This is a genomic window from Phytopseudomonas dryadis (assembly GCF_004327355.1).
Lineage (GTDB): Bacteria > Pseudomonadota > Gammaproteobacteria > Pseudomonadales > Pseudomonadaceae > Aquipseudomonas > Aquipseudomonas dryadis.
Genome location: NZ_QJUM01000002.1, coordinates 1 through 15,584, shown reverse-complemented (window position 1 = coordinate 15,584; position 15,584 = coordinate 1). Strand labels below are relative to the sequence as shown.

Below are 15,584 nucleotides of genomic sequence, written 5' to 3'. Positions count from 1 at the left end.
TGGGTGCAACCCATCAATGGTCGATGGGGCAATGGTCGATGGGTTGCCACCCATCCTACGATGGATCAATTCACTCCAGCGCCCGCCCCAGGCGCCAGTAGCCCATAAAGGTCAGGGCCCGGCGATCCAGCCCCAGCTCGCCGACCCAGTGCCGCCGGATCGCCATCACCGCGGCCGACTCGCCGGCGACCCAGGCATAGAATTCGTTGTCCGCCGGCTTGGCCAGCTCCCAGAGTATCTGGCGCTCGATATCCACCTCCTCGATCGTCTGCGCTGAGCTTGAACGGGCCGCCGAGGTCGGCAGGGTGGCCAGTTCGCGGGCGGCCTTGAGCATGCCTTCGCCGTGCCCCAGCTGGTGCACATCGCGCACCAGCCAGTTGACCTGGGCGTCGACGGCATGGCGCAGCGCCAGGCGATCCGCCTCGTGCGGCACCTCGATGAACGCCTGCACGACCGGGGTCTGCGGCCAGTCCGCGAGCGCTTCGAGGATGCCGGCGATGGCCGGCAGCGCGGTTTCATCGCCGATCAGCAGAACGTGACGGATACCCGCCGGCGGCCGCCATTCGTAACCGCCCGGGTCGCCCAGGAAATCGCCGCTCGGCGCCACCATCTGCAGGCGGTCGCCCGGGCGGGCGTGGGTGGCCCAGCGCGAGGCCGGGCCGGTCTCGCCGTGCAGCACGAAATCCACATCCACTTCCCAGGCCTCGCGGCGCAGGTCGCGGATGGTGTAGGTGCGCATGGGCGGTTTGCGTTGCGGGTCGAGCGCGCGCAGCGTCTGGTGCCAGTTGCCGGTATGGGGCAGTTGCGGCGGCAGGCCATCGGCGCCGGGGAACAGCAGCTTGATGCGCTGATCCGGCGCCAGAGTGCGCATGCGATCCACCTCTGGCCCGCTGAACACCAGGCGCGCCAGGGACGGGCCGAGGTCGATGCGCTGCTGCAGCTGCACGTCGAAGATCCGGTAGCTGGGCTGCTTGGCGGGAACGATGCGTTGCGCGAGGTCGCGTAGATTCTGGGCGATGGACATGGCTTGGCCTATTTCATGGCGAGGTTCATAAAACAGACGTATGGGGTTTCGGCAAATAAAGCGGCGAACCGCACTGTCCGTCCGCGAAAACCTCAGGTTCTTCTCGGCAGATCCGTACGGCTCAGCGCTAGCGCACCGATGCCCACGGCGAACCACAGGGTGGCGAGACGAATGACCAGCGTGGCGGCTATGGCGTCGGCCTGTGGAATGCCATTGCCGAGCAGCAGGGCGACCATCACCGCTTCGGTGCCACCGAGCCCGCCCGGCATGAAGCTGATCGCGCCGGCCAGGGTGGACGCGGCGTAGACGAAGACCGAAAAGGTGAGCGACACATCGGCCCCAAGCCACTGCAGCAGGTAATGGAAGGCGAGCGCTTCCGCTCCCCAGCCGGCGAGGCTCAGTAGTGAACTGGTGGCCAGCAGCAGGGGAGAGTGACAACGACGCGCGTCGAGCAGCAGGGTCAATGCATGACGCGACAACTCCACGAGACGACCGCGTCGCCCTTCGAGCCAATGGAAAACCTGGCGGATCAACCGATGCTGAGACAGCAGCAACAGCGCGGCGAGGGTGATGCCCAGGCCCGCCATGGCGACGGGGCGGGTCTGCGGATAGTGGCCAAGGCCGATGGCGGCTAGGCCGGTAATGGTCAACAGGTCGGAGAGGCGTTCGCTGAGCAGGGCGGCCAGGCTTCTGCCATAGGGAACGCCGTGGCGCTTGAGCAGGCCGCTGCGGATGGTTTCGCCAATCTTTCCGGGGGTCGCCGAAAGCGCGAAGCCCGCCAGGTAGATGCCGAAGCTGGGCCGCCAGGCCAGCGCATGACCCAGCGCAGCCAGGTAGGACTGCCAGCGCAGGAAGCGCAGCACGTAGTTGAGCAGCGACATGCCGAGGGCGAAGAGCAATCCTCCCAGGCCGACCCTGGCCAGCGCGCCCGCGACCTCCTGCCAGCCGCCCCAGAGCGAGAAGGCCAGATAGCCCAGCGCCGACACGACGGTGGAATAGATCGCGGCGCGGTAGGCCCAGCCCCGGTTCTCAGCTTTTCCCGCTCTGCTTGCCATGGATGCTCGATTCGAAGGATGGAGAATGCCGGCTCACAATGACAGCCGCTTGAAAACGAACTCGGGTATGGACTTTATGACCACCATGATAGGTGCCCAGAACCACGGCGTATAAAGCGTCGAGCGACGCTTGTGCAGCGCCGAGAGGATATCGCGGGCCACCCTGTCCGGTTGGGCGAGGAGCAGACCGGGCAACGCCAGACCTTGGGTCATGGGCGTATCGACGAACCCCGGCTTGATTGTCAGCAGATGCACGCCGGACTTGAACAGGCGGGCGCGCAATCCGCTGCAGAAGACGCTGACCGCGGCCTTGGCGCTCCCGTACAGGTAATTGCTGGGCCTGCCTCGTTCTCCGGCCACCGAGGACATCACCGCGATGCTGCCGGATCCCTGCGTCTCCATGATGTTGCCAAGCCGGGTCAGCAGGGCAATCACGTTGAGACCGTTGCTGGTGAAGGCGCGTACGGCCTGCTCGGGGTCCCGCTCGCAGGCGTCCTGATCGGGCAGGCTGCCATGGGCGACCAGGGCGATGTCGATCCTCTTGAGAACCTGTCCGGTTCTCTCCAGCATCGCCGCGTGGCCATCCAGATCGTCCAGATCCAGCACATGGGTCTGCACCTCGGCGGCCCCTCGCGCCAGAAGATCGGCCGCCGTCTGCTGCAGTTTTTCTTCATTGCGTCCCACCAGCATGAAGCGGCCATGTTGTTCCGCCCACAGGCGGGCGCAGGCGGTGGCGATGGCGGAGGTGCCGCCGATGATCAGGATAGTGCTCATTGCCGGGTCACTCGTTGCCAGAATCGGGAAAGCAGGGCCGGGTCGCGAAGGCTTTCCAGCCTTTCCCAGGCCGGGTAGGCCGCTCTGAAGTCTTCGCCGCGCATGTGGGCATCCTTGGCCGGATACAGCCGGCCTCCCGCTTCGCGCACGATCCGATCGAGGATCGCGAAAAGACCATGGGTGATTTCCCCGCGCTGGGGGAAGTCCAGGGCCAGGGACACGCCCGGCATGGGAAAGGACAGCAGCCCCGGCGAGGGAATGTCCCCGCAGTTCTTCAACACGGCGAGAAACGAACCTTCGTTGTGGCGGCGGATGGCCGTGAGCAGGGCGTTCATGGCGTCTTCGGCATGGGCGTGCGGAACCACGCACTGGTACTGTTGAAAGCCTCGGGGGCCATAGATACGGTTCCATTCCAGCAGGCGATCCAGCGGGTAGAAGAACGCATCGTAATCCTGCAGACGTTGCGGGCGGGTGCCCTTGCTGTGGAAGTAGAGGCTGTTGAGCGTCTTCAGCGTCAGCTTGTTGAAAAGAGGGACCGGCGGCGTGACGGGAATACGCAGCGTGGTCACCGGCCTGGCCTTGCGCGGCGCCCGGTCATGGTGGTCGCCGGCGAGCAACACGCCACGCCCGAGTTGCGACTGCGGCGCCAGGCAGTCGACCCAGGCGACATTGTATTCGTGGCGAGCATCCAGCTCGCGGCTGATGGCGAAGTACTCCCCGAGATTGTCGAAGCGTATCTGCTGCAGGCGGATCTTGCTGGACGCTATGGACCGTAGGCGCAGCGTCGCCGACAGGATGATGCCCGTCAGCCCCAGTCCGCCCACCGTCGCGTTGAACAGCTCGGCGTTTTCCGTCGGACTGCAGTGCAGTACCCCCAGGTCGCTGCGAGCCAGCTCGAGGCATTCCACATGCCGGCCGAAGGTGCCCTGTACATGGTGGTTCTTGCCATGCACGTCATTGGCGATGGCACCGCCCACTGTGGCCAGGCGGGTGCCTGGGGTGACCGGCAGGAACCAGCCGTTGGCAATGCTCTGCTGGAGCAACTCCCCAAGGGTCATGCCCGCTTCCACCGTGACCCGCCCCTGGTGCCAGTCGGCCTCGATGAAGCGTGCCAGGGGGCGCATATGCAGCACCTGATCGCTGCTGGCGAGGCAGCTGTCGCCATAGCTGCGGCCATTGCCGTAAGGCAATCCGACGGCCTGGCAACCCCGCCATGCCAAGCCTTGCTCCACGACCTCATGACGCCAATGACAGGCGATCGGCCGCTGCGGAAAGTCCGGATAACGTCCCCAGGACCCGAGTGTCTTCATACCGCCAGCCAGAAGACCAGTGCGAACAAGGCCCCGGTGATCAGGCTGATACGATCCTTCGCGGCGAATACCACCGGATCGTCATGCATCAATCCCCGATGGGTCAGGAACCAGGTTCGACTGACCCAGAACAGCAACAACGGGCAGGCGAGCCAGATGATCGCCGGATAGCGGTAAAGCGCGGTATGGGAGATTTCCTGGATGTACAAGGCCAGCACCAGAACGGAGAGATAGCCGGAGGTCGTGCCGATGGACGATATCATTTCCAGATCCGCGGGGAAGTAGCCCCTGCCCGATGCCTGTCCCGTCTTGCCCAGTTCCCGTGCCTCGCGCAGCTCGGCGTAACGTTTGATCAGGGCCAGGCTGAGGAAGATGAACAGCGAGAAGGCCAGCATCCAGAAGGTAGGCTGCAGGCCGAGAGCGAAGGCGCCGGCGATGATCCTCAGGGTATAGAGCAAACCCAGAGTGATGACGTCGACCGCCATGACACGCTTCAGCCCCAGGGAATAGGCCAGGGTCAACAGGTAGTAGGCCAGCATCGCCACGCTGAACAGCGGCGGCAAGAGTAGCCAGGCGCCGATGAAGGACGCCGCCAGCAGGACGGGGAAGACCAGCAGCCCCGCGCGTATGGAGAGTTTTCCCGCGGCGAAGGGACGTGTGCATTTGCGTGGATGGCGCCGGTCGTCATCGATGTCCAGCAGGTCGTTGAGGATGTACACGCTGGAGGCGCACAAGCCGAACAGCAGGAACGCCTGAACCACTTGCAGGAGCTGCTGCGGATCGCCGGCCAGATGGGCAGCGAAAAGCGGTACGAAGAGCAGCAGGTTCTTCAGCCACTGGTGTAGCCGCAAGGCCTTCAGCCAGTTTTTCAGCGGGTGGTCGTCGCTTTTGAAGACCCGCACGACGTTGCCCAATGCCATGGCCCTGCGCTCCACTCCCGAGTGCGGTCGAACGACATAGGCACGGTTTGCCGAGGCCCATACGAACAGATCCGCATGGGCATTGCCGGCGTAGTCGAAACCCTTTTCCCCATACTCGCGTACCAGCAGGTCGCGCTTGGCTTTCGAACCCAGGTTGCAGTCGTGTTCCGTGGCGAACACCCGGTCGAAGACCTGCAGGTGCGCGGCGATCTTTTCCGCGTGCAGCCGGTGTGTCGCGGTTGCCAGCACCACCGATGTGCCTCTCGAGCGATGCTGCTCGATCAGCTCGATCACTTCAGGGTCATAGGGCAGATGCTCCACCTCGAAAGGCGTTTGCCGGGCCAACTGCTCCTTTAGATGGGCCTTGCCGCGCGTCAGCCAGCCGAACAGCGACCCAATGCGCCAAGGGCTGCGTTTGGCGAAGCGCAGGCTGGCCTCGTGCAGCATGTCGGAACGCAGCAGGGTTCCGTCCAGATCGATTACCAGTGGGGGTTCAGCCACATTCCTGTCCTCGTGAGAAAGGCATCCGGCAGCCCAAGCTTGGATGGCCGTTCTCCTTGAACGATGTAGCCCCGGAATTCTTTACCGATGCTGTTCATCCGGCAGCGACCGGGTCGTCCGGCATGGCCTTGTGCCGGCGTTCTGGTTTTGTCCGCTGAGCAGCTAAATCCCCAGTCCAGGCATTCGTTTGAGCTTCATAGTCATCGCTCGACTGCCAGGAAGACACCCGAAATGAATGCCGAACAGACCCTCAAGCTCGCCCGTCGCTTCATCGAACTGCCGTCGCAGAAAAGGCGATTGTTTCTCGAGGGCTTGCAGGCCGAAGGTGTCGATTTTTCCCTGCTGCCGATCCCTGCCTGCGCCGCCAGCGAAGAGCGCGACGGGCTGTCCTATGCCCAGCAGCGGATGTGGTTTCTGTGGCAGCTCGATCCGCAGAGTGCCGCCTACAACCTGCCTATGGCCGTGCGCCTGAACGGCGAACTGAACGACACTGCCCTGCAGGCCGCCTTCGATGGTCTGGTGGCTCGCCACGAGACCCTGCGCAGCCTGTTCGGCGAGCAGGATGGCCAGGTGCGGCAGCGTATCGTCGAGCCGTTCGCGGTGGCCATCGCCCCGCATGACCTGAGCGCTGTTCCTGCCGCAGCGCGAGAGCAACAGGTGCGCCAGCGGGCCGATGCCGAGGCCCTGGCGCCGTTCGACCTGGCCCAGGGGCCGTTGCTGCGCGTGCAGTTGCTTAAGCTGGCCGAGCAGGAACACGTGCTGCTGTTGACCCTGCACCATATCGTCGCCGATGGCTGGTCCTACAACGTCCTGATCGACGAATTCATCCGCCTCTACGATGCTGCCTGCGATGGCTCCGAGGCACAGCTGCAAGCGCTGCCGATCCAGTACCGCGACTACGCCCTGTGGCAGCGCAGCTGGCTGGAAGCCGGCGAGCAGGAACGACAGCTGGACTACTGGCGCGGCAAGCTCGGTGAGGATCATGCGCCGCTGGAGCTGCCCACCGACCATCCACGGCCGCTATCGCCGAGCTACCGCGGTGCGCGCCACCAGTTCCAGGTCGACCCAGCTCTTGCCGAGCGCCTGCGTGGCCTGGCCCGCGAGCAGGGCGTGACCCTGTTCATGGTGCTGCTGGCCGCCTTCAAGGTGCTGCTGCACCGCTACAGCGGCCAGCAGGCGATCCGCGTCGGCGTGCCGGTGGCCAACCGCAACCGCACGGAAGTCGAAGGGCTGATCGGCTGTTTCATCAACACCCAGGTGCTGCATACCGAGATCGATCCGCTGATCGATGTGGGTGAGTTGCTGCGACGGGTCAAGGACACCGCCCTCGGCGCTCAGGGCCATCAGGAGTTGCCGTTCGAGCGGTTGGTCGAAGCGCTCGGGCTGGATCGCAGCCTGAGTGTCAGTCCACTGTTCCAGGTGCTCTATAACCATCAGTCGCAGGTGGCGGATGCCGCCGCGATCAAGGGGCGATCCGGCCTGAGCATGGCGGCGCTGGAGCGTGAGACGCGTATCGCGCAGTTCGACCTGTCGCTGGACACCGTCGAACAGGACGGCAAGCTGTTCGCCGCCTTCGGCTATGCCACCGAGCTGTTCGAACGCTCAACCGTGGAGCGCATGGGCGTTCACTACAACCGCTTGCTGGAGGCCCTGGCCGAGGGGGCGAGCGAGCGGATCGGCGAACTGGCGATGCTCGACGACGCGCAGCGGCAGCAGATTCTCCACGGCTGGAACGCCACCCAGGCCGACTATCCACTTGAGCACCGCGTCCATCAGTTGATCGAAGCGCAGGTCGAACGGGCGCCGCAAGGCACGGCCCTGGTCTTCGGCGGGCAGTCCCTGAGCTATGCCGAACTCAATGCCCGGGCCAACCGCCTGGCTCATCGCCTGATCGCGCTGGGCGTGCAGCCCGATGGGCTGGTGGGCATAGCGGTGGAGCGTTCCATCGAGATGGTCGTGGGCCTGCTGGCCATCCTCAAGGCTGGCGGCGCCTACGTGCCGTTGGATCCGGACTACCCGACCGAGCGCCTGGCCTACATGCTCGAAGACAGTGGCGTGAAGCTGCTGCTGAGCCAATCGCACCTCGACCTGCCGCTGGCCGAGGGCGTGCAGCGCATCGACCTGGATCGGCACGACGATGGGCTGGAAGGCTACAGCGAAGCCAACCCTGACGTTGCCGTCGATGGCGAAAACCTTGTGTACGTGATTTATACCTCTGGCTCCACCGGTAAACCCAAGGGCGCAGGCAACCGTCATTCGGCCCTGACCAACCGGCTGTGCTGGATGCAGGAGACCTATGGCCTGGACGACAGCGATACGGTCATGCAGAAGACGCCATTCAGCTTCGACGTCTCGGTGTGGGAGTTCTTCTGGCCGCTGATGACCGGCGCACGCCTGGTGGTCGCAGCGCCGGGCGACCACCGCGATCCGGCGAAGCTGGTGGAACTGATTGAGCGCGAAGGCGTCACCACCCTGCACTTCGTGCCCTCGATGCTGCAGGCGTTCCTGCAGGATCCGGCTGTCGCGTCATGCGCCAGCCTCAAGCGCATCGTCTGCAGCGGCGAGGCGCTACCGGTGGACGCCCAGCAGCAGGTGTTCGCCAAGCTGCCGCAGACGAACCTGTACAACCTCTACGGGCCGACCGAAGCGGCCATCGACGTCACTCATTGGACGTGCCGGGAGGAGGGCAAGGACGCGGTGCCGATTGGCCAGCCTATCGCCAACCAGGCCTGCCATATCCTCGACGCCGACCTGCAGCCGGTGCCGGTCGGCGTGCTGGGCGAACTGTACCTGGCCGGTGCGGGCCTGGCCCGTGGTTATCACCAGCGCCCGGCGCTGACCGCAGAGCGTTTCGTCGCCAGCCCGTTCGGCGACGGCGCACGCCTGTACCGCACCGGCGACCTGGCACGTTACCGCGCCGATGGCGTGATCGAGTACGCCGGGCGTATCGATCATCAGGTCAAGCTGCGTGGCCTGCGTATCGAGCTGGGTGAAATCGAGGCTCGCCTGCTCGAACACGAGTGGGTGCGCGAGGTGGCGGTGCTGGCCGTCGACGGCAAGCAACTGGTGGGCTATGTGGTGCTGGCCAATGAAACCGATGGTTGGCGTGAAACGCTGGCTGCGCATCTGGCGCGGAGCCTGCCGGAATACATGGTGCCGACGCAATGGATAGCGCTGGAGAAGATGCCGCTGAGCCCCAACGGGAAGCTCGATCGCAAGGCGCTGCCGCGACCCGATGGCGCTGCACAGGCCGACTATGCCGCGCCGCAGGGCGAGCTCGAAACGCGCATCGCGGCGATCTGGCAAGACGTACTCGGGCGCGAACGGATCGGGCGCCACGACAACTTCTTCGAGCTGGGCGGCGACTCCATCGTCTCCATCCAGGTGGTCAGCCGCGCCCGGCAGGCCGGTATCCAGTTCACCCCCAAGGATCTGTTCCAGCACCAGACGGTGCGCAGCCTGGCTGCGGTGGCCGAGGTCGGTGTGACAACCTGCCAGGCCGACCAGGGCCCGGTCACCGGTGAGGCGGAGCTGACGCCGGTACAGCGCTGGTTCTTCGAGTTGCCCATGTCCGGGCGCCACCACTGGAACCAGTCGTTGCTGCTCGAGGCACGGCAGTCGATCGTGCCAGAGATACTGGAAAAGGCTCTGCAATCGGTGGTGAGTCACCATGACGCTCTGCGTCTGCGTTTTGTGTCCGAAGGCGGCGAGTGGCGCCAGTGGTACGCAGACGCCGATGCCGATCAGAACCTGCTCTGGCATGGGCCGGACAGCGAAGCCTTTTATGATGAAGTACAGCGCAGTCTGGATCTTGCCCAAGGCCCCCTGCTACGGGCTGGACTTTTGCAACGCCCGGAAGGTGGTGAGCGTCTGTTGCTAGCCATTCATCACCTTGTGGTGGATGGAGTGTCCTGGAGGATCCTGCTCGAGGATCTGCAGGCCGCCTATCAAAGCCTGGTAGCCGGCCAGGCTCCGGCATTGCCAGCCAAGACCACTTCCTATCAGGCCTGGGCTGCACGCCTGCGAGAATATGGGCAAGACGAGCAGCGCCAATCCGTGCTTGCCGACTGGCTGTCCCAACTGGAAGGGCCTGTGCGGGAGCTGCCGCGTGACAATCCAGACGGCGGTTTGCTGAACAAGCATGCCGCGACATTGGATATCCGCCTGGATGCCGGGCGTACCGAGCGCTTGCTCAAGGATGCGCCCGCAGCCTACCGCACTCAAATCAACGATTTGCTACTCACTGCTCTGGCGCGCGTATTGTGCCGCTGGAGCGGCGGCGAGTCGGTGCTGGTGCAGATGGAGGGGCATGGCCGCGAAGACTTGTTCGACGACATCGACCTGACGCGTACGGTTGGCTGGTTCACCAGCCTCTACCCGGTGAAACTGACACCGGCCACTGAACTGGCGGCTTCGTTGAAGAGCGTGAAGGAGCAACTGCGGGGCGTCCCCGATAAGGGTCTTGGCTATGGCCTGCTGCGTTACCTCGGCACGGCCGAGACCCGGCAGATCCTGGCGGCATTGCCGCAACCACGTGTCACCTTCAACTATCTGGGCCAGTTCGATGGCCAGTTCGATGAACGGGCGTTGTTCATTCCGGCAGGCCAGGGTGGTGGGGACGCGCAGGCTGCCGACGCGCCGCTGGCCAACTGGCTGAGTCTGGAGGGACAGGTGTATGGCGGCGAGTTGTCTCTGCGGTGGGAGTACAGCTCAGAGATGTATCGTCGAGAAACCATCCAGCGCTTGGCTGAGGAGCTGGTTATCGAGCTTCACGCAGTGATCGAGCATTGCACGAGTGCGGATGTTTTTGCGCTCACACCTTCCGATTTCCCCTTGACGAAGCTGACCCAGATCCAATTGGATGCTCTGCCTGTTTCTGCCCAGGCCATCGAAGATGTCTACCCGCTGTCGCCAATGCAGCAGGGGATGCTGTTCCATACCCTCTACGAGCAGGTTGCGGGGGACTACATCAACCAGATGCGGGTGGATGTGGATGGGCTGGATGTCAAGCGCTTCCGGGCCGCCTGGGAAGCGACGGTCGCCGCCCACGACATATTGCGCACCAGCTTCGTCTGGCAGGAACTTTCATCCCCTGTCCAGGTGGTACGCCAGCAGGTAAATGTGCCTTTCGCCCTGCATGACTGGCGTGGCCAGTCTTCCCAGGCCCAGTCGCTGGAGGCCCTGGCCGAGGCCGAGCGCGGCCAGGGCTTCGAATTGTCCCAGGCGCCGTTGCTGCGCCTGGTGCTGGTGCGCACGGACGCGCAGCGGTATCACCTGATCTACACCCACCATCACATCCTCATGGACGGCTGGAGCAACGCGCAGCTGCTGGGCGAGGTGCTGCAACGCTACGCGGGGCAGGCGCCGCAGGCGCCGATGGGGCGCTACCGCGACTACATCGCCTGGCTGCAAGGGCAGGACAAGGCGGCCAGCGAGGCGTTCTGGCGGGGGCAGCTGGCCGAGTTGGACGAACCGACGCGCCTGGCCCAGGCGCTGCGTATCGAGCCGGTTGAAGGCGAAGGCCATGGCGAGCACGTGCAGGTGCTGGATCGCGAGCAGACGCGGCGGCTGGGCGAGTTCGCGCGGGCGCAGAAGGTGACGCTGAACACCCTGGTGCAGGCGGCGTGGCTGTTGCTGCTGCAACGCTACACCGGGCAGGAGACGGTGGCGTTCGGCGCCACGGTGGCAGGGCGTCCGGCGGAACTGCGCGGTGTGGAGCGGCAGCTCGGGTTGTTCATCAACACTCTGCCGGTGATCGCCACGCCGCGGCCGGACAGGCTGGTGGGCGAGTGGTTGCAGGCGTTGCAGGCGCAGAACCTGGCGCTGCGCGAGCAGGAACACACGCCGCTGTACGAGATCCAGCGCTGGGCGGGGCTGGGGGGCGAGGCACTGTTCGACAGCATTCTGGTGTTCGAGAACTACCCGATGTCGGAAGCGCTGCAGCGGGGCGCACCCGAGGGCCTGCGCTTCGGGGCGGTGGCTAACCACGAGCAGACCAATTTCCCATTGACCCTGAGCGTGATGCTCAACGACACCCTCTCTTTCCAGTATGTCTACGTCCAGCGCAGTTTTGATGCCAAGACAATCGAGCGGATAGGTGCTCATTTCGACAACCTGCTGAGATTGCTCACCGATAATGGGCAGGTACGTATAGGTGAGCTGGCGATGCTGGGTGGCACCGAACGTCAGCAATTGCTCCATGACTTCAACCACAATCAGATCGAGCATCTGCTCGAGCGCTGCGTTCATCATGTGATCGAGGATCGGGCCGGTAGCAAACCCGGAGCCACGGCATTGATCTTCGCAGAACAAAGGCTCAGTTACGATGAACTCAATGCTCGCGCTAACCGCCTGGCCCATCGACTGGTCGAACTGGGCGTAGAACCTGAGGTGCGCGTTGGCGTGGCCATGCGGCGTTCAGACTCGCTGATCGTGGCCTTGCTGGCGGTGCTCAAGGCTGGTGGCGCCTATGTGCCGCTGGATCCGGACTATCCGGCTGAGCGCGTCGCCTACATGCTCGAGGACAGCCGTGCCCAGGTGCTGCTCAGCGAAACTGGCCTGCTCGGCGAGCTGCCGGCCAGCCAGACCCATGTACTGCTAGTCGACCTGCTTGGCGATAGCCTAGTCAGCTACCCGACTATCGCACCGCAGACAACAGTGTGCCCGGATAACCTGGCCTACGTGATCTACACCTCCGGTTCCACCGGCAAGCCCAAGGGTGTGTCGATCACTCATCGTAACGTGCTGGCTCTGATTCGCTGGTCGCAACAGGTGTACAGCACCGATGACATCCAAGGCGTTCTGGCCTCTACTTCAGTGTGTTTTGACCTGTCAGTGTGGGAGATATTCGTCACCCTGGCTAATGGCGGCTGGATAGTCATTGCCCGCAATGCCCTGGCGCTGCCGGAGCTGGCGGCGCGCGATCAGGTGCGCCTGATCAATACCGTGCCCTCGGCGATCAATGCTCTGCAGCGTGCCGGGCAGATTCCTCCGGGCGTACGCATCGTCAACCTGGCCGGGGAGCCGCTCAAGCAGTCGCTGGTCGAAGCGCTGTACCAGCAGCCAGGTCTGCAAAACGTGTACGACCTGTACGGGCCGTCGGAAGACACCACCTATTCGACCTGGATCCGTCGCGAAGCGGGTGGACAGGCCAATATCGGAAGGCCGCTGCACAGCACCCAGGCCTACCTGCTCGACAGCCAACTGCAGGTCGTGCCGATGGGTGTTGCCGCCGAGCTGTACCTGGCTGGTGCTGGCATCACCCGCGGCTACCTGCTACGGCCCGCGCTCACCGCCGAGCGCTTCGTACCCAACCCGTTCGGCACTGCGGGTGAGCGGATGTACCGTACAGGTGACCTGACTCGCTACGGACAGGATGGCGTGATCGAGTACGTCGGGCGCATCGACCATCAGGTGAAGATTCGTGGGTTCCGTGTCGAACTGGGCGAGATCGAGGCTCGGCTGACGGAGCAGCCCGAGGTGCGTGATGTGGCGGTGTTGGCGGTGGAGCTGGCCGGCATCCCGCAACTGGTCGGTTATGTGGTGCCAAGTGACGCCGGAGTCGACGAGCGGGCCCTGCAAGAGCACCTGAAAACAGCTTTGCGGCAGGTCTTGCCCGAGTACATGGTACCAGTGCGTCTGCTGTGCCTGGCGCAGATGCCGCTGAATCCCAATGGCAAGCTGGATCGTAAAGCGTTGCCGAAGCCCGAGAGGGGACGCCAAGAAGAATATCTGAAGCCGCATAGCGATCTGGAAAAGCAGGTGGCGGCAATTTGGCAAGAGGTACTGCAAGTTGAGCACATCGGCTTAGAAGACGATTTTTTCGAACTGGGTGGGCATTCGCTGCAACTGGTGATGGTTCAGACCCGCCTGCGCCAGCATTTGGGCATCGATCTGCTTCTGAAGGATCTCCATGGTTTGCGTCGCTTGCGCGCGTTGGCCACGCACGCCAGCGAGCAGTTTGCCAAGCCAGATTTGGGCTTGGAGCTCGATCTAGTCTTAGACGCCCTTGATGAGCTGGAGGAACACAATGCTTGATCAACAGCACGCGCGGCTCCAGGAGATGGTCGAGCGTATCCGGGGGCTGTGCAGCGACAAGCGCGTGCAGCTGTTTGCCAAGTTGCGCCAGGCTGGCGTGCGGGTGGAGCGCCTGCCAATCGTGCCGGCCTCGGCCGAGGATACCCAGGTGCTGTCATTCGCCCAGCAACGCCAGTGGTTCCTCTGGCAGCTGGATCCGCAGGGTTGTGCCTACAATATCCCGGTGGCGCTGCGTCTGCGTGGCTCCCTCGACGTGGGGGCCCTGCGGCAGGCGCTGGAGCGCCTGGCCGATCGCCAGGCCAGCCTGCGCACCCGTTTCATCGAAACCAATGATCAGGTGATGCAGGTAGCGGACGTTGTCCAGGCCGCCTTGACATTGCAGGTCGAAGCCTCGCCTCTGGCCGAAAATTTGCGCGATGCGCATATTCAGGCATTGGTGGACGCGGAGTTGCGTACCCCGTTCGACCTGGCGCGTGAACCTCTGTGGCGCGTGCGGCTGGTAGGTCTTGCCGGCGACGACCATGTGCTGTTGCTGACCCTGCACCACGCCATCAGCGATGGCTGGTCGATGGGCGTATTGGTCGAAGAACTGATGGCGCTATACAGTGCCGCGCTGCAAGGGCAGGAGGCCGCGCTAGCGCCGCTGCCGATCCAGTATGGCGACTACGCGTGCTGGCAGCGCGAGTGGTTGGGCTCGGGCGAGCTCCAGCGCCAATTGGAATACTGGACCACTGCCCTTGGTGAGCTGCCGCCGGTGCTGGCGTTGCCGACTGACCATCCGCGCCCGCAGCACCAGAGCCTGCGTGGCGCGCGCCTGTCGCTGCCGTTGGCGCCATCCCTTGGCGACGCCCTGCGCGGGTTGGCCCAGCGCAGGGGTGTCACGCTGTTCATGCTGTTGCTGGCCTCGTTCGGCGTGCTGCTGCAGCGTTGTACTGGCCAGCACGACCTGCGCATCGGTGTGCCTAACGCCAACCGCAATCGTGCCGAGACCGAGCGCCTGGTAGGTCTGTTCGTCAACACCCAGGTTCTGCGCTTGCAGGTCGATGACATCCAGCCGTTCAGCCACTGGCTGTGCCAGGTGGAGCAGACGGTCAACGATGCCCAGGCTCACAGCGAACTGCCGTTCGAACAACTGGTGGAGGCATTGCTGCCCGAACGCAGCCTGGGGCACAACCCGTTGTTCCAGGTCATGCACAACCACCAGACAAGCAAGGGCCTAGATCTGGACACCACCCTCGGGGAGTTACGTATCGAAGGCCTTGCGCTGGAAAGCCAGACCGCCCAGGTGGATCTCACCCTTGAGACCCAGGACACACCGGATGGTCTGGGCGCCAGCCTGGTATATGCCACTGACCTGTTCCGCAGAGAAACCGTGGAGCACCTGGGCCATTACTGGCTGAACCTGCTGTGCGCCATCGTCGCCATGCCCGACGCCTGTATCGGTGAGCTGCCGATGCTCGCCCCCACCGAGCGCACCGTGCTGCTCGAGCGCTTCAACACCACCACTACCGACTACGACCTGCAGCAGACCGTGCATGGCCTGTTCGAGCAGCACGTGCGTGCCACCCCCGACGCTCCGGCGCTGGTATTCGGTGAACAGCAACTGAGTTATACCGAGCTCAATATACGGGCCAACCGTCTGGCGCACCGCCTGATCGCCTCTGGGGTGGGCCAGGACGTGCTGGTGGGCGTGGCCGCCGAGCGCAGCCTGGAGATGGTGATCGGCTTGCTGGCGGTGCTCAAGGCTGGTGGTGCCTACGTGCCGCTGGATCCGGAGTATCCCGCCGAGCGCCTGGCTTACCTGTTCGAGGACAGCGGCATCGAATTGCTGCTGAGTCAGCCACACCTGGGCCTGGCGGTACCGGCCGGGGTGCAGGTACTGCCTTTGGACGCGGTGCTGGCCGAGCAGCCGGAACACGACCCGCAGGTGGTGGTGGCGGCCGAGGCGCTGGCCTATGTGATC

7 protein-coding genes are annotated in these 15,584 nt (G+C 64.2%); 2 read left to right on the top strand and 5 right to left on the bottom strand.

Features of this window, described 5'->3' with window-relative positions:
* Positions 1–70: 70 nt before the first annotated feature.
* From DNK34_RS01635 to DNK34_RS01615, 5 genes are all read right to left on the bottom strand, one after another.
* Positions 71–1,024, bottom strand: coding sequence for a siderophore-interacting protein (locus DNK34_RS01635; protein WP_131177689.1), 954 nt, complete (start codon positions 1,022–1,024; stop codon positions 71–73).
* A gap of 92 nt (positions 1,025–1,116) precedes the next feature.
* Positions 1,117–2,079, bottom strand: coding sequence for a lysylphosphatidylglycerol synthase transmembrane domain-containing protein (locus DNK34_RS01630; protein ID WP_131177688.1), 963 nt, complete (start codon positions 2,077–2,079; stop codon positions 1,117–1,119).
* A gap of 33 nt (positions 2,080–2,112) precedes the next feature.
* Entirely contained in the window at positions 2,113–2,853 is a 741-nt protein-coding gene (locus tag DNK34_RS01625) for an SDR family oxidoreductase (RefSeq protein WP_131177687.1), read from the bottom strand.
* A complete protein-coding gene (locus DNK34_RS01620) occupies positions 2,850–4,163 on the bottom strand; it encodes an FAD-binding oxidoreductase (RefSeq protein ID WP_131177686.1) in 1,314 nt (437 codons plus the stop codon). Before DNK34_RS01620 ends, DNK34_RS01625 begins: the two co-directional genes overlap by 4 nt.
* Positions 4,160–5,584 carry a UbiA family prenyltransferase gene (locus DNK34_RS01615; RefSeq protein ID WP_131177685.1) on the bottom strand — a complete coding sequence of 475 codons (1,425 nt, stop codon included), beginning with the start codon at positions 5,582–5,584 and terminating at the stop codon, positions 4,160–4,162. Before DNK34_RS01615 ends, DNK34_RS01620 begins: the two co-directional genes overlap by 4 nt.
* Positions 5,585–5,815: 231 nt before the next feature.
* On the opposite strand from DNK34_RS01615, the gene DNK34_RS01610 reads away from it, so the two are divergent.
* Entirely contained in the window at positions 5,816–13,621 is a 7,806-nt protein-coding gene (locus DNK34_RS01610; protein WP_131177684.1) for a non-ribosomal peptide synthetase, read from the top strand.
* Positions 13,614–15,584 (top strand): condensation domain-containing protein (locus DNK34_RS01605; protein WP_165497349.1); only part of this gene is annotated, 1,971 nt, incomplete at its 3' end. The genes DNK34_RS01610 and DNK34_RS01605, both read left to right, overlap by 8 nt.